The organism is Occultella aeris (genome assembly GCF_902703175.1).
Classification (GTDB): domain Bacteria; phylum Actinomycetota; class Actinomycetes; order Actinomycetales; family Beutenbergiaceae; genus Occultella; species Occultella aeris.
In genome coordinates this window covers 187,178-207,847 of record NZ_CACRYJ010000068.1, presented here as the reverse complement: position 1 = coordinate 207,847, position 20,670 = coordinate 187,178, and the positions used below count along the sequence as shown (strand labels likewise).

The 20,670-nt window shown below is 71.2% G+C and carries 21 protein-coding genes; 12 read left to right on the top strand and 9 right to left on the bottom strand.

The features are described from left to right. The first annotated feature begins 30 nt into the window (after positions 1-30). From cofD to HALOF300_RS24705, 3 genes are all read left to right on the top strand, one after another. On the top strand, positions 31-966 hold the full coding sequence (gene cofD, locus HALOF300_RS24715) for a 2-phospho-L-lactate transferase (RefSeq protein WP_156743535.1): 936 nt from the start codon (positions 31-33) through the stop codon (positions 964-966). Further along, a complete protein-coding gene (gene cofC, locus HALOF300_RS24710) occupies positions 963-1,664 on the top strand; it encodes a 2-phospho-L-lactate guanylyltransferase (protein ID WP_156743534.1) in 702 nt (233 codons plus the stop codon). Before cofD ends, cofC begins: the two co-directional genes overlap by 4 nt. Positions 1,665-1,773: 109 nt before the next feature. Then, on the top strand, positions 1,774-2,868 hold the full coding sequence (locus tag HALOF300_RS24705; protein ID WP_156743533.1) for a glycosyltransferase family 4 protein: 1,095 nt from the start codon (positions 1,774-1,776) through the stop codon (positions 2,866-2,868). Positions 2,869-2,916: 48 nt separating this feature from the next. Here HALOF300_RS24705 and HALOF300_RS24700 read toward each other — a convergent pair whose 3' ends face one another. Both HALOF300_RS24700 and HALOF300_RS24695 read right to left on the bottom strand, forming a co-directional pair. Beyond that, the gene (locus tag HALOF300_RS24700) at positions 2,917-4,041 is read right to left on the bottom strand and encodes a DNA polymerase IV (protein WP_156743532.1); all 1,125 of its coding nucleotides are present in this window, start codon (positions 4,039-4,041) and stop codon (positions 2,917-2,919) included. A 39-nt stretch (positions 4,042-4,080) separates the two neighbouring features. Then, positions 4,081-5,052, bottom strand: coding sequence for an aldo/keto reductase (locus HALOF300_RS24695; RefSeq protein WP_156743531.1), 972 nt, complete (start codon positions 5,050-5,052; stop codon positions 4,081-4,083). A 111-nt stretch (positions 5,053-5,163) separates the two neighbouring features. Here HALOF300_RS24695 and HALOF300_RS24690 point away from each other — a divergent pair, with 111 nt between their 5' ends. Continuing rightward, positions 5,164-6,129, top strand: a complete 966-nt coding sequence (locus HALOF300_RS24690; RefSeq protein ID WP_197522818.1) for an SMP-30/gluconolactonase/LRE family protein — start codon at positions 5,164-5,166, stop codon at positions 6,127-6,129. 51 nt (positions 6,130-6,180) lie between these two features. Then, the gene (locus HALOF300_RS24685; RefSeq protein WP_156743530.1) at positions 6,181-6,714 is read left to right on the top strand and encodes an NUDIX domain-containing protein; all 534 of its coding nucleotides are present in this window, start codon (positions 6,181-6,183) and stop codon (positions 6,712-6,714) included. Positions 6,715-6,718: 4 nt separating this feature from the next. Here the strand turns inward: HALOF300_RS24685 and HALOF300_RS24680 are convergent, their stop codons facing one another. Genes HALOF300_RS24680 through HALOF300_RS24670 form a run of 3 tightly spaced genes read right to left on the bottom strand, consistent with a single transcriptional unit; the run spans position 6,719 to position 10,083 of the window. After that, positions 6,719-7,768, bottom strand: a complete 1,050-nt coding sequence (locus tag HALOF300_RS24680) for a DUF4185 domain-containing protein (RefSeq protein WP_156743529.1) — start codon at positions 7,766-7,768, stop codon at positions 6,719-6,721. A gap of 48 nt (positions 7,769-7,816) precedes the next feature. Next, the gene (locus tag HALOF300_RS24675) at positions 7,817-8,536 is read right to left on the bottom strand and encodes a hypothetical protein (protein ID WP_156743528.1); all 720 of its coding nucleotides are present in this window, start codon (positions 8,534-8,536) and stop codon (positions 7,817-7,819) included. A 41-nt stretch (positions 8,537-8,577) separates the two neighbouring features. Then, positions 8,578-10,083 carry a dihydrolipoyl dehydrogenase family protein gene (locus HALOF300_RS24670; protein ID WP_156743527.1) on the bottom strand — a complete coding sequence of 502 codons (1,506 nt, stop codon included), beginning with the start codon at positions 10,081-10,083 and terminating at the stop codon, positions 8,578-8,580. Positions 10,084-10,281: 198 nt separating this feature from the next. Between HALOF300_RS24670 and HALOF300_RS24665 the strand changes: the two genes are divergently transcribed. Genes HALOF300_RS24665 through HALOF300_RS24645 form a run of 5 tightly spaced genes read left to right on the top strand, consistent with a single transcriptional unit; the run spans position 10,282 to position 13,996 of the window. Then, positions 10,282-11,109 (top strand): ABC transporter ATP-binding protein, encoded by an 828-nt coding sequence (locus HALOF300_RS24665; RefSeq protein ID WP_156743526.1) that lies wholly within the window; start codon positions 10,282-10,284, stop codon positions 11,107-11,109. Further along, entirely contained in the window at positions 11,106-11,798 is a 693-nt protein-coding gene (locus tag HALOF300_RS24660) for an ABC transporter permease (RefSeq protein ID WP_156743525.1), read from the top strand. The genes HALOF300_RS24665 and HALOF300_RS24660 overlap by 4 nt, the downstream gene beginning before the upstream one ends. Then, on the top strand, positions 11,795-12,541 hold the full coding sequence (locus HALOF300_RS24655; protein ID WP_156743524.1) for an ABC transporter permease: 747 nt from the start codon (positions 11,795-11,797) through the stop codon (positions 12,539-12,541). Before HALOF300_RS24660 ends, HALOF300_RS24655 begins: the two co-directional genes overlap by 4 nt. Next, positions 12,538-13,479, top strand: coding sequence for an ABC transporter substrate-binding protein (locus tag HALOF300_RS24650; RefSeq protein ID WP_156743523.1), 942 nt, complete (start codon positions 12,538-12,540; stop codon positions 13,477-13,479). The genes HALOF300_RS24655 and HALOF300_RS24650 overlap by 4 nt, the downstream gene beginning before the upstream one ends. A 4-nt stretch (positions 13,480-13,483) precedes the next feature. Beyond that, a complete protein-coding gene (locus HALOF300_RS24645; RefSeq protein ID WP_156743522.1) occupies positions 13,484-13,996 on the top strand; it encodes a mycothiol transferase in 513 nt (170 codons plus the stop codon). Positions 13,997-14,068: 72 nt separating this feature from the next. On the opposite strand, the gene HALOF300_RS24640 is transcribed toward HALOF300_RS24645, so the two are convergent. Beyond that, entirely contained in the window at positions 14,069-15,286 is a 1,218-nt protein-coding gene (locus HALOF300_RS24640; protein ID WP_156743521.1) for an epoxide hydrolase family protein, read from the bottom strand. Positions 15,287-15,348: 62 nt separating this feature from the next. Between HALOF300_RS24640 and HALOF300_RS24635 the strand changes: the two genes are divergently transcribed. Continuing rightward, entirely contained in the window at positions 15,349-16,311 is a 963-nt protein-coding gene (locus HALOF300_RS24635) for a helix-turn-helix transcriptional regulator (protein WP_156743520.1), read from the top strand. Between the two features lie 20 nt (positions 16,312-16,331). On the opposite strand, the gene HALOF300_RS24630 is transcribed toward HALOF300_RS24635, so the two are convergent. After that, on the bottom strand, positions 16,332-17,693 hold the full coding sequence (locus HALOF300_RS24630) for an MFS transporter (RefSeq protein ID WP_156743519.1): 1,362 nt from the start codon (positions 17,691-17,693) through the stop codon (positions 16,332-16,334). Positions 17,694-17,799: 106 nt separating this feature from the next. Here HALOF300_RS24630 and HALOF300_RS24625 point away from each other — a divergent pair, with 106 nt between their 5' ends. Then, positions 17,800-19,320 (top strand): immunity protein Imm33 domain-containing protein, encoded by a 1,521-nt coding sequence (locus HALOF300_RS24625; RefSeq protein ID WP_156743518.1) that lies wholly within the window; start codon positions 17,800-17,802, stop codon positions 19,318-19,320. Between the two features lie 13 nt (positions 19,321-19,333). Here HALOF300_RS24625 and HALOF300_RS24620 read toward each other — a convergent pair whose 3' ends face one another. Both HALOF300_RS24620 and HALOF300_RS24615 read right to left on the bottom strand, forming a co-directional pair. After that, positions 19,334-19,705: a GatB/YqeY domain-containing protein gene (locus HALOF300_RS24620; protein ID WP_156743517.1), complete on the bottom strand. Its 372-nt coding sequence runs from the start codon at positions 19,703-19,705 to the stop codon at positions 19,334-19,336. A 33-nt stretch (positions 19,706-19,738) separates the two neighbouring features. Continuing rightward, positions 19,739-20,668, bottom strand: a complete 930-nt coding sequence (locus tag HALOF300_RS24615; protein WP_156743516.1) for an aldo/keto reductase — start codon at positions 20,666-20,668, stop codon at positions 19,739-19,741. Positions 20,669-20,670: the final 2 nt, after the last annotated feature.

Below are 20,670 nucleotides of genomic sequence, written 5' to 3'. Positions count from 1 at the left end.
GGCGGCCCGGTGCGCGGTTAGGCTCGTCGGGTGCGCAGCGACAACTCCGTGACGGTCCTCGCCGGTGGCGTGGGCGGCGCGAAACTCGCCGAGGGCTTCGCCCGCCTCGACGGCGACCTCAGCGTCATCGTGAACACCGCCGACGACGCGCGCGTCTACGGGCTGGCCATCAGCCCGGACCTCGACACCGTCATGTACACACTTGCTGGGATCGCGAACCCGCGGACCGGCTGGGGCATCGACGGAGACACCGTCGCCGTCCTTGACCAGATGCGCCGACTCGGCCAGGACACCTGGTTCACCCTCGGCGACGCCGACCTCGCCACCCACGTGCTGCGCACGGACCGGCTCCACCGTGGGATCCCGCTCTCGACGGTGACGGCGGAGCTCGCCACCGCACTCGGTGTGCGGGCCGCCCTGGTACCGATGACCGACGACCGGGTCGCGACACTCGTGGACACCACGGCGGGCCGGTTCGGGTTCCAGGAGTACTTCGTCGCCCGCCGGCACGCGGACACGGTCACCGCTCTGACGTTCGACGGCGTGGCCGACGCGACTCCGGCCCCGGGCGTCCTCGAAGGGTTGCGGGAGCCCGACGTGGTCGCCATCGCACCGTCCAACCCGTTCGTGAGCGTCGGGCCGATCCTGGCCGTCCCCGGCGTCCGGGCCGCGCTGGCCTCTTCGTCGGCCTGGCGGGTCGCGGTCAGCCCGGTGATCGGTGGTGCGGCGCTGAAGGGCCCGGCCGCCCAGATGCTCGCCGACCTCGGGCACGAGGTGTCCGCGCTCGGGGTCGCCCGGCTCTACACCGGCCTGATCGATGCCATGTGCATCGACGAGCGGGACGCCGGCCTCGCCCCCGCGATCGCCGACCTCGGCGTCGACGTCATCGTCACGAACACCGTGATGGCCGGCGGCGCCGACCGCGAGCGGCTCGCCCGCGAACTGCTCGCGGAGCGAGCCCGATGACCGCACCACCGACCAGCGTGACCGGGCAGCCGGCCACGGCGACCGCCGTCGTCCCCCTGCGGGACGGCCGCACCGGCAAGACCCGCCTCGCCGAGCACCTGCCCGCGGCCGAGCGCGGCCGGCTCGTGGTCGCCCTGGCCCGGCACGTCGTGGCCACCCTGCTCGCCGCCGACGGCGTCAGCCGGGTCCTGGTCGTGACCGCCGATCCGGCCTTCGTCACCGACGCCCTCGATGCCGATCCTCGGCTGGAGATCCTCACCCAGCCGTCCGCGCCCCCCGGCCTGAACGCGGCGGTGGAGTTCGGTCGCGAACAGGTCCGCCGGCGCTGGCCCGGCGACCGGCTGCTCGTCATCCACGCCGACCTGCCCGCCCTGACCACCGCCGACGTGGCGGCCCTGCTGGCGCCGGCCGCACCGGTCACGCTCGGCCCCGACCGCGCCGGCCTCGGCACGAACGCGGTGCTCCTGCGGCCCGGCACCGACGCCTTCACGTTCGCCTTCGGCCCGGACAGCCTCGCCCGGCACCGCCACGAAGCCCAGTCCTTGGGCTCCCCCGCCACCCTGGTCCGTCGGGACGGCACCGCGATCGACCTCGACACCGAGGCCGACTTCAGCGCGCTGGACCCCTTCGTACAGGAACGGCTCCGGGCCGCGATCGCAGCAACCGACCTTCTCCCGAGACTTCAGGCACTCCCATGACGTTCCCCGTTCACCAGCGCCCGACCCGCTATCTTCGAGGGGTTCACGCCACCGTCACCCACCAGGTCTTCAGTGAGTCACACCAACATCTGCGACTGGAAGTTGCTCTATGACGCTCGCCTTCATCCCGCCCACCCGCACTGGCATCGAACCGGAGGCAGTCCGCACGGACCTGCCCCGGATCAACCAGATGTCCGAGTCAGTGTTCGGTCCCAGGGGCCACGGGGTCCACACGGCATTCCTGGAGACCACCCAGGGGCTGCGTGACCTGGGCTACCAGGTGGGCACGAACGAGCGCTGGCGCGACGGCATCCTGCACGTGCACACTCTCGGGCCGTGGCCGCTGTACCGGCTGCGGACCCATCGGGGACCGAAGGTCGTCTCCGCGCACGTCACGGCGGACAGCCTGCGTGGCAGCCTGCGCGGCTCGACCCTGTTCCGCAAGCCCATCGAGGGCTACCTCCGGTACTTCTACGGCAGTGCCGACCATGTCGTCGCCGTCTCCGAGGCGGCGAAGGCCGAACTGCTCGAAGGCGGCGTGCGCACCCCGATCAGCGTGATCCCGAACGGGATCGACCGGCGGGCGTTCGCGCGCTCCGCCGACAGCCGGGGCCTCGCGCGGGCGGACCTGGGCGTGGGCACGGACGAGTTCGTGGTGCTCACCGTGGGCCAGGTGCAGCCCCGCAAGGGTGTGGAGACGTTCCTCGAGGTGGCCCGCACGCTGCCGCACGTGACGTTCGTGTGGGTCGGTTCGGTCCTGTTCGGCGCCCTGGCGTCCTCCCGCGGCCAGCTCGAGGCGCAGATGCGCTCGGCGCCGCCGAACGTCCGGTTCGTGGGGCAGCTCGACCGGGACCGGGTCGCGCAGTGGTACCTGGCCGCGGACGTGTTCACCTCGACGGCCCGCCAGGAGACCTTCGGGCTGGTGGCCCTCGAGGCAGCGGCTGCGAGCCTGCCGATCGTGCTCCGGGACATCACCGTGTTCCGGGAGCTGTTCGGCGCCGACGGCGCCCTGTTCCCGTCCGACGTGGCCGGGTTCGCCGAGGCCGTGGAGTCGCTGCGCCTGGATCCGAAGGCTCGGGCCACCGCGGCCACGAACGCGGAGCAGCTGGCGCACACCTATGGCGCAGAGGTCGTCGCCCAGTCCGCCGCGGACCTGTACCGGTCCGTCCTCGGCGCCCCGGCCCTGGTGCGCGCCCGCCGCTGAGCGCGCCCAGCGGCGCGCCAGCGCGCCGGTGTGACGTCACACGGCAGGTCAGAGCCGCCCACGTACCGGTGTCCGCTCGGCCGGGTCACCGCCGTCGGGCATGACCATCTCGGCCCGCACCCCGAGCAGCCGCACCTCCCGCTCGGGATCGAGGTCCGCGGTGAGCGCGAGCGCCGCCGCTACCACCTCGGCCCGGTCCCGGGTCGGCGCCGGCAGCTTGCGGGCCCGGGTGAACGTGAAGAACGGCGCGTACCGCACCTTCAGGGTCACCCGCATGACCGCGCGCCCTTCGGCGTCGGTGTCCGCGAACGCCTGCTCGGCAAGCACCGCGACGGCGTCGGCGACCTCCGCGGGCGTGGTCAGGTTGCGCTGGTAGGTGCTCTCCCGGCTGTGGCCTCGTGCGATCCATGGACTGTCGTCGACCTCCGTCGGGCCCTCGCCGCAGCCCAGATCGTGGTACCACCGGCCCATCCGCGGCCCGAACTCGGCGACCAGGACGTCCTCGTCGGCGGCCGCCAACTCACGCACGCTGCGGATCCCGTGGCCGAGCAGGCGCTTGGACACCTTCGAGCCAACGCCCCAGAGCGCGATGGTGTCCCGGTCCCCCATCACCTCGAACCAGTTCGCGGCCGTCAGCACGAACGTGCCGCGGGGCTTGCCGAAGTCGGTGGCGATCTTCGCCCGCACCTTGTTGTCCCCGACGCCCACCGAGCAGTGCAACTCGGTCGCGTCCAGGACGGCGGCACGGACCCTGGCGGCGAACGCCACGGGATCGGCGAACATGCCCGGGTCTGCTGCGGGGGCGCCGAGGAACGCCTCGTCCCAGCCGAGCACCTCCACGACCACGCCGAGGCCGCGCAGCGTCGCCATCACGTGTTCGGACGCCTCGTTGTAGGCGTCGTGGTCCACCGGCAGGATGACCGCGTCCGGCACCTTGCGCGCCGCGATCCGCAGCGGCATCCCGGACCGGGCGCCGAACTCACGCGCCTCGTAGGACGCAGTGGAGACCACGGCGCGCTCGGACGGGTCGCCCCGGCCGCCGACGATCACCGGCCTGCCGGCCAGCTCCGGCCGGCGCAGCACCTCGACGGCGGCGATGAACTGGTCGAGGTCGACGTGCAGCACCGGGTGCACGGTGGTGCCGGGCGTGCTCGGGCCCGGCTCGGCGCTCATCAGGTCAGTCTTGCGCCGATGCCGGTCCCTGTCACTCCCCTACCAGGCGTAGTCCTCCGGCGCCGTGCGGTGGCCGGGGAAGATCTCGTCCAGTCGCGCGAGCGCGTCGGCGTCGAGGCGCAAGTCCACGGCCCGGACGGCGGAGTCGAGCTGGTCCTGCACACGTGGCCCGACGATCGGTGCGGTGACCGCATCCTGGTGCAGCAACCACGCGAGCGCCACGTCCCCGGCCGGGTGGCCGAGCTCGTCCACGAAGTCCTCGTAGGCCTGCACCTGCTCGCGCCGCTCCGCGAGGACCTGGGCGGCCCGGCCCTCGGTGCGGCGCACGCCGTCGCGCTCCTTGCGCAGCACGCCGCCGAGCAGCCCGCCCTGCAGCGGGGACCAGGGCAGGATGCCGAGCCCGTAGTGCTGGGCGGCCGGGATCACCTCGAGCTCGATGTTGCGAGTGGCGAGGTTGTAGAGCGACTGCTCCGAGACGAGGCCCATGGTGTGCCGGGCCGTCGCCGCGGCCTGCGCCTGGGCGATGTGCCAGCCGGCGAAGTTGGAGGAACCGGCGTACAGGATCTTGCCCTGCGCGATCGCGACGTCGATCGCCTGCCAGATCTCCTCCCAGGGCGTGTTCCGGTCCACGTGGTGGAACTGGTACAGGTCGACGTAGTCGGTCTGGAGCCGCTGCAGGCTGGCATCAAGTGCCCGGCGGATGTTCAAGGCGGAGAGCTTGCCCTCGTTCGGCCACTCCCCCATGTCCCCGTACACCTTGGTCGCCAGCACCGTGCGCTCACGCCGGCCATCACCCTTGGCGAACCAGTTGCCGAGGATCTTCTCGGTGGCGCCCTTGCCCTTGTCCCGGCCGTAGCCGTTCGCGGTGTCGAAGAAGTTGATGCCGCTCGCGTGCGCGGAGTCCATGATCGCGTGCGCGTCCGGCTCGGAGGTGAACGGGCCGAAGTTCATCGTGCCCAGGCAGATGCGACTGACGGACAGGCCGGTGCGGCCGAGGTGGGTGTAATCCATGTCACCCAGCCTGACCCTCCCGGCCCGACGAACGCAACGTCGTCCACGGGCCGGACGATCCACGACGGCCCGGCGCCCTGCCCGAGCGGTGGATCGTGCATGATGGCGGCCATGCATCGACGCGCAGCGGGCCGCCCCGACGTGGCCACGATCAGGACCGAGTGGGAGATCAGGGACGAACGGTTCCGCGGCATCGGCGGGGACCGGTTCGTCCAGGTCCTCTTCGAGGGCGGCCGCTGGCTCGAGGGCCCGGTGTACTCGCCGGCCTGGCGTTCAGTACTGTTCTCCGACATCCCGAACAACCGGGTGCTGCGCTTCGACGAGACGACCGGTGCCGTCGGGGTCTGGCGCGAGGGCGCGGGCTACGCGAACGGGCGCACCCTGGACCGGGCCGGCCGGGTGATCACCTGCGAGCACGGGACGCGCTCGGTCTCCCGGATCGAGCCGGACGGCACCCGCACGGTGCTGGCCGACGCCTGGGACGGCCACCCGCTGAACAGCCCCAACGACGTGGTCACGCGGGCCGACGGGACCATCTGGTTCACCGACCCCGCCTACGGCATCGACTCCGTCTACGAGGGCCACCCGGGCGAGACCGAGACCGGCGGTTGCCACGTCTACCGGGTCGGGACCGACGGCGCCGTGACCCGGGTGGCGAACGACTTCGACCGACCGAACGGCCTCGCGTTCAGCGCCGACGAGCGCACCTTGTACATCACCGACACCGGGCGGCGCCACCTGCGCCGGTTCACGTTGGGCCCAGCGAGCACAGCGGGCACAGCGGGCACAGACGGCCCGCTCAGCGGCGGCGAAGTGATCGCCGAGTGCGACGCGGGCGGTTACGACGGGATCCGCCTCGACGCCGCAGGCCGGATCTGGGGCGCCGCGGCCGACGGCCTGCACTGTCTGGCCCCGGACGGCACCCTGCTGGGCAAGCTCCTGCTCCCGGAGATCTGCTCGAACCTGACCTTCGGCGGCCCGCGCGGGAACACGCTGTTCGTGACCGCGACGAACACGCTCTACTCGCTGATGGTGAACGTCACCGGGGCCCGCTACCCGGATGCGACGGCGCAGTGATCAGGTCTCCGGTCCGGGTCCGCACTCGTCGCGACGGATAGGCTCACCGGCATGGCCTGGCAGACCAACGACTCCCGCATCGTCTACGAGAACCCGTGGATCTCCGTGCGAGAGGATGCCGTCACCGGGCCCGCGGGCGACGGTATCTACGGGGTGGTGACGTTGCGGCACCCCGCCGTGTTCGTCGTCGCCATCGACGAGCGCGAACGTGTGTGCGTGGTCACGCTCGACCGCTACACGGTGGGACACTCCATCGAGGTTCCGGCCGGTGGCAGCGACGGCGAGGACCCGCTGCCCGCCGCTCAGCGCGAACTGCTCGAGGAGACCGGCCTACGTGCCGATGAATGGACCCCGATCGGCACGATGAACGCGCTGAACGGCGTGACGGTGGCCCCGGAACACGTGTTCCTGGCGCGCGGACTCCACGCCGCCGACGGCGAGGCGCGCGAGGAGGAGGGCATCGAGGACGTCTCGTGGGTGCCGTTCGACGAGGCACTGCGCATGGTCGCCGACGGCCGCATCAGCGACGGGGAGACCGTGGCCGCTCTCGCCTTCGCCGGTATCCGCCTCGGCAGGTTCCGCTGAGCGGTCAGGCGAAACTGATCTCGATCAGGTGCGGCACGTACACCGACGAGTCGATGAACGTCATGTAGGTGATCCTGCCGCCGTCGCGGGCGAACTCGGGGTGCTCCTTACCGGCGTTGAACAGCGACTCCGGGTGGGCCGGCTCGGGGCGGAACACGACCTGCGGCTTGCTCCACGGGCCGGTGAGCTCCGGGGCAGTGCGTATGACGAGCATGTTCTCGCGCCGGTACGTCGTCAGCGAGATGAACGCACCCAGGTGCTCGTTCCAGGACGAGGACATCTCGTTCGGTACGTCCGAGAACAGGCATGCGGTCGGGGTGAACGTCTGCGCCCATCGGGGCTGCACGCCCGGTCGCTGCAGGGTCGGCGCCTCCACCAGGTAGGAGTACGCGGAGAGGTCCTCGATCTCCTCCGGCCGGACCCGGGCCAGGTACATGTCGCCCGACGACTTCTCCGCCGGCTGGATGGAACCCCACAGGTAGAGGTGGTCACCGTGCTCCTGCACCCAGACGCCGAAGCCGGGCTCGTCCCCTTTCCACCACTCGTGAGTGCCGTCCGGTGCGGGCATCCGTTCGAAGTGGTGGTCCGGTCCCGCCTTGGCCACGCCCATGCCGTCGAGGACGAAGGTCTCGAAGACGTCGACCTCCGGGTCCATGGTGATCCGGTGATAGTAGAGGTACAGCTGGTCGCCGACCTGGGCGCCATGGATCGCCCACAGCCGCTGCCGCGCCCTGTGCTCCGGTGGGATGAACCGGATCAGCTGGCGGGCCCGGGTGCCGTCCGGCTCGGTCAGGTACCGGAACTCCTGGACCCCGTTCGAGATGTCCTGCAGCGGCACGATCGCCCCGGTGTTCGAGAGAACCTCGGTGAGCTCGAAACCGCGGATGGAGTCGAACGGGCCCTCGATGGTGTCCCCGAAGATCCAGAACGTCGTGCCGTCGGCGAGTTCCACCGAGCTCACTGCGTCCTGCCCCGTGATGTCGACGTCGTTCTTCAGGAACTGGACGCCGAGGTCCCGCACCGATGCCACCAGCGGACTGTCCTGCAACGTCATCGTCGCCTCCTGATCCAGTAGGTGCCCCCTCGAGCACCGGGATCAACACTAGCCAGCGGCAGTGGGCCGGCGGCTCGAATACCAGTCCGAGGCCACCTCGAACCCGGCCTCGGTCAGCTCTTCGGACAGTCCGGACCTCGGCGTCGCGGGGACCACGGCAAGGACGGCACCCCACTCGGCCGCGGCGGTCGCCACGGTGCTCGCCGCCGTGCCCTCGTCCACGCGATGGGCCAGGAACACCGGGCCGCCGGGGTCGTAGACGGGTGGTGCCGGGCCGAGGATCCCACTGAAGCCGTTCCCCTCACGCGGGCCGGTCCGGGGATCGTCCGTACCGGGCCGGAGTTCCTTCACCCACCACTGTTCGACGAGTCGCAGGCCGACCTCGCGTAGCAGCGCGCTCTTGGGGAGGTCCCGCTGCGCGGTCACGACGAGGACCTCCGCGGCCCCGCGAGCGTGCAGCTGCGCGAGGGCCGCTTCTAGGAGCGCCCGCCCGTGCGTCGGCCACAACGCGGGCGCGGCCACGGCGAAATCGTCGACAACGGCACCTTCGCCACGGACCTGCCCGACCAGGAATCCGCCATCGGTGCGCAGGGCGAGGGCATCGCCCTCGATCTGGTCGGCCAGGAACGCGGCATGCCCGGGCACCGGATCGGCCGCCGGGCGCCAGAACACCGGCGAATACGTTACGTATATCCGGCGGCGAGCGTCCATGAGCGCCGCAGCCCACTCGGCATCGGCGGGTGTCATCGACGCGACCTCCAGGGTCATCGGCGACCACCCGAACGCAGCATGGCCGGGCGCAGCCACGACTAGGCGTCGAGCTGGCCGGGCCTGCCGTAGGCCTCCAGCAGCCGCAGCCAGACCTCGCTCATGGTCGGGTAGGACGGCACCGCGTGCCAGAGCCGGTGCAGCGGCACCTCCCCGACCACGGCGACGGTCGCCGAGTGGAGCAGCTCGGCCACGTCCTGCCCCACGAACGTGACCCCGACCAGGACCTCGCGGTCGGTGTCCACGACGATCCGGGCCGTGCCCGTGTACCCGTCGGCCTGCAGTGAGCCCCCGGCGGTCTGCCCGATCTCGTAGTCGAGGACCCGGGTTCGCAGACCGGCCTGCTCGGCCGCGGCCGCGGTGAGCCCGATGGAGGCCACCTCCGGGTCGGCGAACGTGACCTGCGGGACACTGCGGTGATCGGCCGTGGCCACGTGGGTGCCCCAGGCTGCGTCGTCGACCGCCCGGCCGCGGGCACGCGCCGCGATCACATCGCCGGCGGCCCGGGCCTGATACTTGCCCTGGTGGGTGAGCAGGGCGCGGTGGTTCGCGTCCCCGACGGCGTACAGCCAGTCGATCGGCGCGCCGTCGGCGCCGAGGACCCGCAAACTATCGTCGGTGGGCAGCCAGGCGCCGTCGTCAAGCCCGACGGCGTCCAGCCCCAGGTCGTCAGTGCGCGGTTCGCGGCCGGTCGCCACGAGCACCTCGTCCGCGGTGAGCGTGCTGCCGTCGCTCAGCGCGAGCCGCACCTCGCCGCCCGCCTGCGGCCGGGTCACCTCGTCGACACTCACCCCGAGGCGCACGTCGACGCCGGCCTCGCGCAGGCCGGCGCCGACCAGCTCTCCTGCGAACGGTTCCTCCTTGGCGAGCAGTCCGCCGCGCACCAGGAGGGTGACTTCTCCGCCCAGGTCCGCGTACGCGGTGGCCATCTCGACGGCCACCACGCCCCCGCCGATGATGGCCAGCCGGCCGGGGATCTCCGTGGCGGACGTGGCCTCCCGCGAGGTCCACGGGCACGCGGCCCGCAGGCCGGGCGTATCGGGGACCGCGGCCCGCGACCCGGTGCAGACCGCGACGGCGTGCCGAGCCCGCACCGTGCGGACGGCCGTCTCGCTCGCGTCGTCGTCCGCGACGGTCGAGGTGGTCACCTCGACGGTCCGCTCACCGGCGAGACGCCCACGACCGCGCAACAGGTCGATCCCCGCCGATGCGACCCAGTCGACCTGCCCGGAGTCATCCCAGTCGCTGGTGAACGAGGTGCGCCGCGCGAGTACCGCAGCAACGTCCAGTGGGCCGGTGACGGCCTCCCGGGCGCCGGCGACCCGTTGAGCCGCGCGGCGGGCCGCCCCGCTGCGCAGCAGCGCCTTCGAAGGCATACACGCCCAGTAGGAGCAGTCTCCTCCGACGAGTTCGTTCTCCACGAGCAGCACGCTCAGTCCGCCCTGGACTGCGCGGTCTGCGACGTTCTCCCCGACCGCTCCGCCGCCGATGACGATCAGGTCGTACTCCGGCTCGATCCGGTCCTGCGTGGCACCCTGCTCGGACATGTGATTCCCCTCGGCGGATCGGCGTCGGGGCCGTCGGCTCGGCCTCAGTCACCGGACGGCCCGGTTCGCACCCTAACCCGCACCCCGTCCGCCGGGTAGGTCCACCGGTCCGGGGAACGACCCCGATGAGCCGGTGTCGGCGCCTCCCGTTACGCTCGGGCCCATGCCAGCGACACTTCGCCGACCCTCGCCGATGCCGTGATCGAGTTCCGCGGTGTCGGGAAACGCTTCGCGGACGGGACGGACGCCGTCATCGACTTCAGCCTGGTGATGCCCTCGCACCAGGTCACGGTGCTGGTGGGGTCATCCGGATCGGGCAAGACGACGATCCTGCGGATGATCAACCGGATGGTGGACGCCACCGAGGGCGCGGTGGAGATCGACGGTGAGAACGTCGCCACCCTGGAGCCGGTACAGCTGCGACGGCGGATCGGCTACGTCATGCAGAGCGCCGGTCTGCTGCCGCACCGGCGGGTGCTCGACAACATCACCACCGTGCCGCGCCTGAACGGTATGGGCCGCGCCACAGCCGACGAGCTCGGCCTGTCCCTGATGGACACCGTCGGGCTGGACCGGTCCCTTGCGCGCCGCTACCCGCACCAGCTCTCCGGTGGGCAGCAGCAGCGTGTCGGCGTGGCTCGCGGGCTCGCGGTGGACCCGAACATCCTGCTCATGGATGAGCCGTTCGGTGCCGTGGACCCGATCGTGCGCGCGGACCTGCAGGCCGAACTGATGCGCCTGCAGCGAGACATCGGCAAGACGGTGGTCTTTGTGACCCATGACATCGACGAGGCGTTCCTGCTCGGGGACCAGGTCGTGATCCTGGCCACCGGTGGGGTGATAGCCCAGAAGGGAACCCCAGCCGAGATCCTCGCCAACCCGGCCAGTGACTTCGTGGCCGACTTCATCGGCGCCGACCGTGGCCGGCGCTCGCTGCGGATCGTCGACCAGGGTGGGCGACGCATCGTGGTCGACGGCGACGGGCGGGCCGCCGGGGTGCTCACCGACGATTCGGCGGCCCGGTGAACTGGGTCGGCGCCAACCGCGACCTGATCGTCGAGCTGACGCTGACGCACGCCCGGCTCAGCCTCCTGCCGATCCTGATCGGGTTCGTCGTGGCCGTCCCGCTCGGCGCGTTCGCGTGGCGGTTCCGATGGGCGCGCGGTCTGACCCTGACCGTCGTCGGCCTGCTCTACACCATCCCCTCGCTGGCGCTGTTCGTGCTGCTCCCACCGATCATCGGGATCAGTTTCCTGAGCGAGCTGAACGTGACTATCGCGCTCAGCATCTATGCGGTCGCCCTGATGACGCGGTCCGCGACGGAGGCCCTGGAGTCAGTGGACCCGGACGTGCGCGGTGCCGCGGCGGCGATGGGCTACTCCGGGTGGGGGCGGTTCTGGGCGGTCGACCTGCCGCTCGCCGGTCCGGTGCTGCTCGCGGGCCTGCGGGTGGTGTCGGTCAGCACGGTCAGCCTCGTCACCGTCGGCGTACTGGTGGGTAGCCGTAACCTCGGCTATCTGTTCCTGAACGGCCTGCAGCGGGGCATCGTCGCCGAGATCGCCACCGGGATCGTCATGACCGTCCTGATCGCCGTGGTCTTCGATCTGCTCCTCGCCCTCGCCGGGCGCCTCGTGATGCCGTGGACCCGTGACGCCGCCGGCGGCCGGACCCGACGGGCCGCTCGACGCGTCGCCCTCACGGAGGGTCCGACATGAACCTGTTCCAGGACGCACTGGCCTGGCTCACCGACCCCGAGCGCAGCTCCGGTGCGAACCCGCTGGTGGACCGGATCGGCGAGCACCTCTGGTACACCGTGCTCGCCCTCGTGGTCTCCGCGCTCATCGCGATCCCGTTGGGCTACCTGATCGGACACACCGGGCGCGGGCGACAGCTGGCCGTCCTCGGGTCAGGGGCCGCGCGGGCGCTGCCCTCCCTGGGACTGCTCACGATCTTCACGCTGCTCGTCGGCGTCGGGAACGCCCAAGTCGCCGCGATCGCCGTGTTCGTGATCCTCGGCGTGCCCTCGATCCTCGCCGGGGCCTACGCGGGGGTGGAGGCCGTGGACCGCACCGTCGTGGACGCGGCCCGTGCGATGGGAATGACCGAGACACAGATCCTGTTCAGGGTTGAGGCGCCACTGGGCCTGCCGCTGCTGCTCGGCGGTCTGCGCAGTGCCGCGCTGCAGATCATCGCCACGGCGGTCCTCGCGGCCTACGTGGGCCTCGGCGGTCTGGGCATCTACATCCAACGGGGAATCTCGTTACGGACCTACGACGAGATGCTGGGCGGGGCGATCCTGATCGTCCTGCTCGCGCTGGCCGTGGACGCCCTGTTCGCCATCGGCGAGTGGGTCGCGCGGCGGGCCATCGGCTCCGGCCCGACCCGCTCCCGGCCTCACCCCGACCGAACCGAACCACTCACCACCGACCAGCAGTCAACACTGGAGGAGATCCGATGAGCATCCGAACCGTCCGGACGGGGCGCCTGGCCACAGGTGCATTCGCCGTCGGCGCCGTCCTTGCCCTGGCCGCCTGTGGCTCCGGCGACCCGCTCGCTCCGGAGGACTCCGACTCGCAGACCGGCGGCGGCAGTGCCTCCGGTCCGATCGTGATCGGCTCGCAGGCCTACTACTCGAACGAGATCATCGCCGAGATCTATGCCCAGGCCCTCGAGGCGGACGGGTTCGAGGTGGAGCGGCAGTTCCAGATCGGCCAGCGCGACGTCTACATGGCGGCCATGGAGGACGGCTCGGTCCAGCTGATCCCCGAGTACTCCGGCAACCTGCTGCAGTTCTACGACGCCGAGACGCAAGCCCGCAGCACCGAGGACGTCGCCGCCGCGCTGCCGGACGCCCTGCCCGACTCGCTCGCGGTGCTCGACCCGGCGGACGCCCAGGACGCCGACTCCTACAACGTGACCGCGGCCTTCTCCGAGGAGAACGGCATCACGTCGCTCGCCGACCTCGCCGGCTACGAGGGCACCGTCACCGTCGGCGGCAACGCCGAGCTCGAGTCGCGCCCGTACGGCCCCCCGGGACTGAGCGAGTTCTACGGCGTCGAGGTGGAGTTCCTCGCCATCGGGGACAGCGGTGGCCCGCTCACCAAGGACGCGATCCGTGACGGCACCATCACCATGGGCGACATCTACACCGCCGACCCGGACCTCGCCACCGGTGACTTCGTCACCCTCGAGGACCCGGAGAGCATGATCCTGGCGCAGAACGTGACCCCGGTGGTCGCGGCCGACCTGGCCGAGGACGTGGCACCCACCCTCGACGCGGTGAATGCCCTGCTCACCACGGAGGAGCTCATCTCTCTCAACGCGAGCAGTGTCAACGATGAGCAGGACTCGGCGACCATCGCGACCGCGTGGCTGACCGACAACGGGCTGCTCTGAGCCGATGAGCGTCAGCACGGACATCCTGACCGACGGATTCTCCCGCGTACAGGGAGTGGTCCACCGCATCCTTGAGGGCGCCGACGAGGCGGTCCTCACCGCTCGTCTGGACCCGGCGTCGAACACGATCGCCTGGCTGGTGTGGCACCTGACCCGGGTGCAGGACGACCACATCGCCGACGCCGCCGGATCGGACCAGGTGTGGACCTCGGCCGGTTGGGCGGACACGTTCGACCTGCCGCTGCCTGCCGCCGACACCGGCTACGGGCACTCGGCCGAGCAGGTGAGTCTGGTCCGCCCCGCCGCGGCGGACCTGCGCGGGTACCACGATGCTGTCCACGCCCGCACCCTCGGGTACGTGGCCGGGCTCACCGAGGACGAGCTCAAAGCCGTTATCGACACGAGCTGGGACCCGCCCGTCACCCTGGCGGTGCGCTTGGTCAGCGTCATCGCCGACGACCTGCAGCACGCGGGTCAGGCAGCGTTCATCAAGGGCGCGCTCGGCCGCACCTCCTGACCGTGCACGGACGGCTCGGGTCCACGGACCCGGGCCGTCCGGCCGTTCGCCTGCCTTGCTCGGCGGTGCGGATCAGCGCACCTCGGCGAAGAACTCCCGAACATCCGTCACGAACTCCTCCGGCGCCTCCATCGCGGGGAAGTGACCGCCGACCTCGTACTCGGTCCAGCGGCTGATGCTCCCGGTGTCGATGAGCGAGCGCACCGAGGTGTCGGCCGCGAACACGGCAACCGCGGTGGGCACCGACGGTTGTGACCACTGCTCGCCTGGATCCGTGGCCCCGGCATCGCCCTCCGCCTCAGGTCGCTCATCGCCCTCGACGCCCGGCGGAGCCCAGGCGAGTTCGCCGTTCATGGACTCGTAGACGAAGTTCGCCGAGCCTGCCCCGCCCTGGAAGAACCACGTGAGGGTGACGTTGGTGAGGAGTTGGTCGCGGTCCACGGCATCCTCGGGCAGCTGCTTGGCCGGATCGGTCCACGCCTGGAACTTCTCGACGATCCAGGACAGCTGCGCGACCGGTGAGTCGGTGAGCGCGACCGCGATCGTGGACGGCTGGTTGCTCTGCAGCAGGAGGTACCCGGACCTGTGCTCGCCGAGCTCCGCCTCCACGCTCAGGCGCTCCTGCTCCCGAGCCGTGAAGGTCTGACCCGCGGTGGGCTTGGCGAAGTTGGTCGGCCCGTTCATGTGGATCCCGACCACGGACTCCGGCGCCACCCCGGCCAGCATGCCGGCCACGCCGGCGCCGATGTCGCCGCCCTGAGTGCCGTACCGCTCATACCCCAGCCGGCGCATGAGCTCGGCGTACGCGTCGACCGTCCGCGGTAGACCCCAACCCGTGGCCGCCACCTCGGGCGAGAGCCCGAATCCCGGCAGACTCGGGATCACCAGGTGGAACGCCCGGCTCGGGTCGCCGCCGTGGGCCCGCGGATCCGTCAGCGGCCCGATGACCCTCTCGAACTCGGCGACCGTGCTCGGCCAGCCATGGCTCATCAGCAGGGGCAGCGCGTCCGGTTCGGGCGAGCGCACGTGCAGGAAGTGGATCGCCTGGCCGTCGATCTCGGTGGTGTAGTTCGCGTACGCGTTCAGCCGTGACTCCTGTGCCCGCCAGTCGAAGCCGGTGCGCCAGTACTCGGCCAGCTCGCGCAGGTAGCCGACCGGGGTGCCACGCTCCCAGCCGACGCCGGGCAGCGCGACCGGCCACCGGGTGCGGGCGAGGCGCTCGTGCAGGTCGTCCAGTTCGGCCTGCGCGATGCTGATGGAATAGGGCCTGATCTGCGTGTTCATCTCCATACCGACGACCGTACGAGCGAATGTGGCGGACTTGCTTCCGCATCTTCTGCCACGATCACGCAATGATCTCGACGTCGGCCCGACTGCTCCGGATGCTCTCCCTGCTGCACGCCCATCGCACCTGGTCCTCCCGGGACCTGTCGGAGCGCCTGGGCGTGAGCACCCGCACGGTGCGCGCCGACATCGAGGCGTTGCGCGAGCTCGGATACCCGGTCGGTGCGGTCCCCGGCCCGGGTGGCGGCTATCGGCTCGTGGCGGGCACGAAACTGCCACCGCTGCTGCTCGACGACGAGGAGGCCGTCGCCGTCGCCGTCGGGTTGCGCTCCGCGGCGACCGGCGTCGTGGGCGGGATCGAGGAGACCTCACTGCAGGCACTTGCCAAGCTCGAGCAGGTACTGCCCGGTCGGCTGCGGCACCGGGTCGCCACGTTCACCGAAGCCGTCGTGCCGATCCCGACGGCGGAGCCCACCGTCGCCGTCGACGTGCTGACCGCGATCGCGTCGGCCGCGCGCGAGCACCAGCGCCTCCGGTTCGACTACACCGACCACCGGGGCGCGATCACGCGGCGCGACGTCGAGCCGCTCCGACTCGTGCACACCGCCAGCCGCTGGTACCTGGTGGCATGGGACACCGATCGACGGGACTGGCGCACGTTCCGCGCCGACCGGATCGAGCCGAAGGTACCGGTCGGCCCTCGCTTCCCACCCCGCGAACCGCCCGCGACGGATCTCGCGGCGTATGTCAGCGAACGCACCGGGACCGCCGTCTGGCAGGTCCAGGCGCGCATTCGGCTGCACGCCCCGGCTGCCGCGGTGGCTGGGCGGGTCAACCCGACGATGGGGTCGGTGACACCGATCGACGACGAACACAGCGAGTTCCGCACCGGCGGCTCGAGTCTGGCCGTACTCGCGAGCTATCTCGGTCTGCTCGGCGTGGACTTCGAGGTGCTCGCCCCCGCGGCGCTCGTCGAGCACGTGCGCACGCTCGGCGACCGGTACCAGCGGGCGGCGGACGCCGCGGGGTGAGCCCCGCGGAAGGTGACGCGTCAGGACTCGGAGGGCTGCGCCGTCGGGGTTCTGATGCCGATCCAGGAGAACGCCGCACCGATCCCCATCAGGACGGCGCTGACCACCAGGCCGCGGTAGAACCCGGCCAGGTCGAGCGCCCCGCCGACGATCACGCCGATCATCGCCACAGCGACCAACCCGGCCACGCGGGCGATCGCGTTGTTGACGGCGGAGGCGATGCCGGCGCGCTCGGATGCCACGGCGCCGAGCACCGCGGACGTCAGTGGGGCCACGGTGACGCTCAGGCCGAGACCGAACACGATCACGCCGGGCAGCATCTGGGTCCAGTAGTTGAGTGGCTCGGTGACGCTGAGCATCAGCAGGAACCCGGCTCCGGCGAGCAGTGGTCCCACGGTCATGAACAGCCGCGGCCCGAACCGTCCGGCGAGCCGCCCGAATGTCGAGGAGAGGGCGATCATCAGGATCGTCGTCGGGATGGTGGCGAGCCCCGCGAGGGTGGCGCCGAAGCCGGCTTCCTGCTGCAGGTAGACGACGATCACGAACCCGGACAGGCCCAGCGCCGCGTAGATGAACGTGGTCGCGAGGTTGCCCCAGGCGAAGTTGCGCGCCCGGAACAGCCCGAGCGGCATGATCGGTTGGGCCGTGGTCGCCTGCCGGTGCAGGAACAGGGCCAGGGAGATGACGCCGACGGCCAGCGGCACCCAGATCGCCGGGTGTGACCAGCCCAGGTTCCCGTGCTCGATGAGCGCGAACACGGTGCCGCCAAGGCCCAGGACGGCCAGCACCGCGCCCGGGTAGTCGATCGTGGCACCGGGCCGACGGACGTCACGCTGTTCGAGCCGCCCGAGCAGGTACAGGCAGACCGCGATCGGCAGCACGTTGACCAGGAACGCCGCGCGCCACGAGAGCAGATCGATGAACCCACCACCGACCAGTGGCCCGGCGAGCTGGGCAACCGACGTCCACCCCGTCCACGACCCGATCGCGCGCGCCTGCGCAGCGCCCGAGAAGTTGGACATGATGAGGGCGAGCGAACTCGGCACCAGGAGCGCACCGGCGACACCCTGGAGCGCACGCAGCACCACGATGAACTCGACCGTCGGCGCGGCGGCGATCAGGGCCGATGTGACGCCGAACCCGATCAGCCCGACCCGCAGCACCACCAGGCGCCCGTACACGTCGGAGAGGGACCCTGCGATCAGGATCAGCGCCCCGAGCGTGATCAGATACGCGTCGACGATCCACTGCTGCGAGCTGAGGCCACCACCCAGTTCCTCGCGGATCGCGGGCAGCGCGACGGTCGCGAGCGTGCCGTCCAGGAACGAAACGAACGATCCGAGCACGGCGATCGCAAGTACCAGGCGCTGTTCGCGCGTCACGTCGGCAGCCTAGCGCGCGGTGGTCGGTAGGCTCGGGGCCGGGTTCGGCGCCGCGGCGGTGTGCCCCTGGGACCAGGCAGGCGATCGTCGACATCGAGGACCACACGTGAGCGAGAGTACGGCCGGAGCGGCACACCTCGGGGGCTTCCCGGGCACGCCGCCGCAGAGCGCGCCGCAGCAGTTCGACCACTGGGCGGACGGGGTCCGCATCACGGTGCGAGCGGCTCCCGAGCTCGCGGTCCAGGCGAACTCGTTCCTGGCGCACTTCGCCGCGAACGGCACCACGCTGCCCGACCTCGCAGGCTTCCCGATCCATGTCGGGTTCAGCCCGTACGTCATCCAGGAGATCGGTGCCGGCGCCTTCACGCTCCTGGGTGCGGACTATCGGCGGAACCCGCTGGCGGACACCACACCCGACCTGACCATCCCGCTGTGGATCCACGGGATCCAGCAGCGGTTGCTCGATGCGACCGGTGCGGCGACGGACCCGATCACGTCTGCGTCCGTGGTGCGCTGCCAGCGCGGCATCCTGGACACGATCATCGCCGGCGCCGCGCCGCCGCTCTACCTCGAGCGGATCACCGGTGCGACGCAGCGCGAGGATGGGGCCCAGCTGACCGGGTGGATGCTCGCGAACGCCGGTCCGGCGACCGGTGCGCAGGCCGAACTGGTGGATGTGCCGGCGGCTGCACTGGTCTCGTTCGCGCCGTACCTGGCCGCGCCGCTGATGCTCGGTGTCGACCATTTCGTGATGTTCAGCGGGGGGCTGATCGCCGGCGCCTGGCACATCCCGCCGGAGGGCCGACGGCGGCTGGACAGCGACCCCTCGCTCCGGGGCGCGAGCATGCTCGACGGCCTGCGACTCGTCGGCCGGCCGCTGTTCGGCGCGGGCGTACCGGTTCAGCCGGTTCAGCCGGTTCAGCCGGTTCAGGCCGCACCGGTTCAGGCCTCGCCCGCCCAGGTAGCACCCGCCCAGGCCGCCGCGGCCCAGGACGAACCGCCACCCCCGGACACGCCGACGACCCCGACGCGCGAGAAGTTCACCATCACCCTGTTCGGGCAGTCGTTCGCGGGCGAGGCCGACCCGCAGTTCCGCAAGGAGGCCGAGGAGATCGTCGGCCTCATCGGCAACCTGCACGCCGGCTCGATCAAGGACCTCGGCTCCTTCTGGGGCGGCTTCTGGTGGCACTCGATGCACGCCGTCGAGGGCGGCTACCGGGTGAGTCAGACGAACATCGACGCCGAGCGCGACTCCGCCAACCAGTGGGACCTGAGCCCGGCGGCGCGGCTACGACACGAACAGACCGCGATCTACCGGTACCTCAAGGACGCGGCGTGGAGTCCGGTCAACTTCAACAAGACGGTCCGGGTCGCCGCCGGCTCCGACCTGACCGCCCCGGAGATCGCCATGACGCGGACCCAACCCGACGGCGACTTCGGCGGCTGGGTCGTCGGCTCGCCGGCAGCGACCGAGTTCGAGGTCCTTCGCGGGCGTGACCTGCACCGGCGGAACCGGAACCTGGCCAAGTTCTTCGTGCTGCCGGTCGGTTACTCGGTCGTCGCCAGCGGCACCAGGATCGGGCGGCTCGTGGACCCCTCCGGCGCGGTGCGCTGGACGAAGAAGTGAGCGGCCGGGTCCCTCATCCGGTGGCGTCCAGGTAGCGGCTGAGCACCTGCGCCTCTTCGCGGAGCCGCGCGCTGCCTTCGGTCCGCCCGGCCGCCTCGTACTCGAGCGCTGCGTCGGTGCGCTCGCGCACCTCCCGCGCGACGATCGCAGCGATGTCGGCCTCGCTCAGGTCTCGGCGGGTCGTTTCCGCGGCGCCCAGCCCGACGGCGGAGCCTGCGATCGTGGGTCCGTCGCCGGGGTACTCCGGCTCGCCCTCGCGGCCGGTCGGCACCTCGACGGCCTCGGCATTGTCGATCGCGGCGAGCGCCGATCGCAGGGCAGCGACAGTGACCCGGTCCCTCGCCTTGAGTGCGACCAGGAGGTCGCGGCGCATGGTGGCGCGCATGACGGTCCCTTCGGGTGTTCTCGATGAAGCGCCTCAGGGTAGGGCGTGGCCCGCTGCCGTGAACAGCCGATACCACTCCTCCCGGGTCAGCGGGATCTCCGAGCCCGCCGCGGCGTCCGCCACCCGCTCGGGGTTGGTGGTGCCGAGCACCACCTGCATGTTCGAGGGGTGTCGGGTGATCCAGGCGACGGCGATCGCGGCCGGGGGGACCCGATAGGCTTCCGCCAGGTCGTCGATCTCGTCGTTGAGGGGGCCGAAGTGCTCCCGGTCGCCGAGGAATACCCCCGAGTCGAACCCGCTCTGGAACGGCGACCACGCCTGCAGGGTCATCCGGCTGAGCCGGGCGTGGTCGAGGATCCCGCTGCCGCGGTCGATCGAGGCGTCCAGGTGCGCGATGTTCGCGGAGAGCCCGCTCGCGATCAGCGGTGCGTGGACGAGGCTCAGTTGGACCTGGTTCACCGCCAGCGGCTGGCGAACCGAGCGGCGTAGCACCTCGATCTGGCCGGGTGTGTGGTTGGAGACCCCGAAGTTGCGGACCCTCCCGCTGGCCTGGAGCTCATCGAAGGCCTCGGCGACCTCATCCGGCTCCATCAGGGTGTCCGGTCGGTGCAACAGCAACAGGTCGAGGTACTCGGTGCGCAGGGCGAGCAGCGACTCCTCGACCGAGCGGACGATGTGGGCCTTGCTGAAGTCGTAGAAGCCGTGCCGGATCCCGACCTTCGACTGGATGACCACAGACTCGCGCTCGGACGGGCTGAGGCTGATCGCATCACCGAACCGTTGCTCGCAGGCGTGCCGCTGGCTCCCGTAGATGTCCGCGTGGTCGAACGTGTTCACGCCTGCATCGCGGGCCACAGCCACGAGGTGGCGGATCTCGTCGTCACGCAGCCGCTCGATGCGCATCATGCCGAGCACCACGTTGGAGGAGTGCAGGTCGGTGCCGTGGATGGGAAGGATCAACATGG

Excerpts from the sequence above, each read along its gene's own strand:
- cofC (WP_156743534.1), top strand. The coding sequence starts at position 963 with ATGACCGCACCACCGACCAGCGTGACCGGGCAGCCGGCCACGGCGACC.
- HALOF300_RS24705 (WP_156743533.1), top strand. The coding sequence starts at position 1,774 with ATGACGCTCGCCTTCATCCCGCCCACCCGCACTGGCATCGAACCGGAG.
- HALOF300_RS24700 (WP_156743532.1), bottom strand. The coding sequence starts at position 4,041 with ATGAGCGCCGAGCCGGGCCCGAGCACGCCCGGCACCACCGTGCACCCG.
- HALOF300_RS24695 (WP_156743531.1), bottom strand. The coding sequence starts at position 5,052 with ATGGATTACACCCACCTCGGCCGCACCGGCCTGTCCGTCAGTCGCATC.
- HALOF300_RS24690 (WP_197522818.1), top strand. The coding sequence starts at position 5,164 with ATGCATCGACGCGCAGCGGGCCGCCCCGACGTGGCCACGATCAGGACC.
- HALOF300_RS24685 (WP_156743530.1), top strand. The coding sequence starts at position 6,181 with ATGGCCTGGCAGACCAACGACTCCCGCATCGTCTACGAGAACCCGTGG.
- HALOF300_RS24680 (WP_156743529.1), bottom strand. The coding sequence starts at position 7,768 with ATGACGTTGCAGGACAGTCCGCTGGTGGCATCGGTGCGGGACCTCGGC.
- HALOF300_RS24675 (WP_156743528.1), bottom strand. The coding sequence starts at position 8,536 with ATGACCCTGGAGGTCGCGTCGATGACACCCGCCGATGCCGAGTGGGCT.
- HALOF300_RS24670 (WP_156743527.1), bottom strand. The coding sequence starts at position 10,083 with ATGTCCGAGCAGGGTGCCACGCAGGACCGGATCGAGCCGGAGTACGAC.
- HALOF300_RS24655 (WP_156743524.1), top strand. The coding sequence starts at position 11,795 with ATGAACCTGTTCCAGGACGCACTGGCCTGGCTCACCGACCCCGAGCGC.
- HALOF300_RS24650 (WP_156743523.1), top strand. The coding sequence starts at position 12,538 with ATGAGCATCCGAACCGTCCGGACGGGGCGCCTGGCCACAGGTGCATTC.
- HALOF300_RS24645 (WP_156743522.1), top strand. The coding sequence starts at position 13,484 with ATGAGCGTCAGCACGGACATCCTGACCGACGGATTCTCCCGCGTACAG.
- HALOF300_RS24640 (WP_156743521.1), bottom strand. The coding sequence starts at position 15,286 with ATGGAGATGAACACGCAGATCAGGCCCTATTCCATCAGCATCGCGCAG.
- HALOF300_RS24635 (WP_156743520.1), top strand. The coding sequence starts at position 15,349 with ATGATCTCGACGTCGGCCCGACTGCTCCGGATGCTCTCCCTGCTGCAC.
- HALOF300_RS24620 (WP_156743517.1), bottom strand. The coding sequence starts at position 19,705 with ATGCGCGCCACCATGCGCCGCGACCTCCTGGTCGCACTCAAGGCGAGG.
- HALOF300_RS24615 (WP_156743516.1), bottom strand. The coding sequence starts at position 20,668 with ATGTTGATCCTTCCCATCCACGGCACCGACCTGCACTCCTCCAACGTG.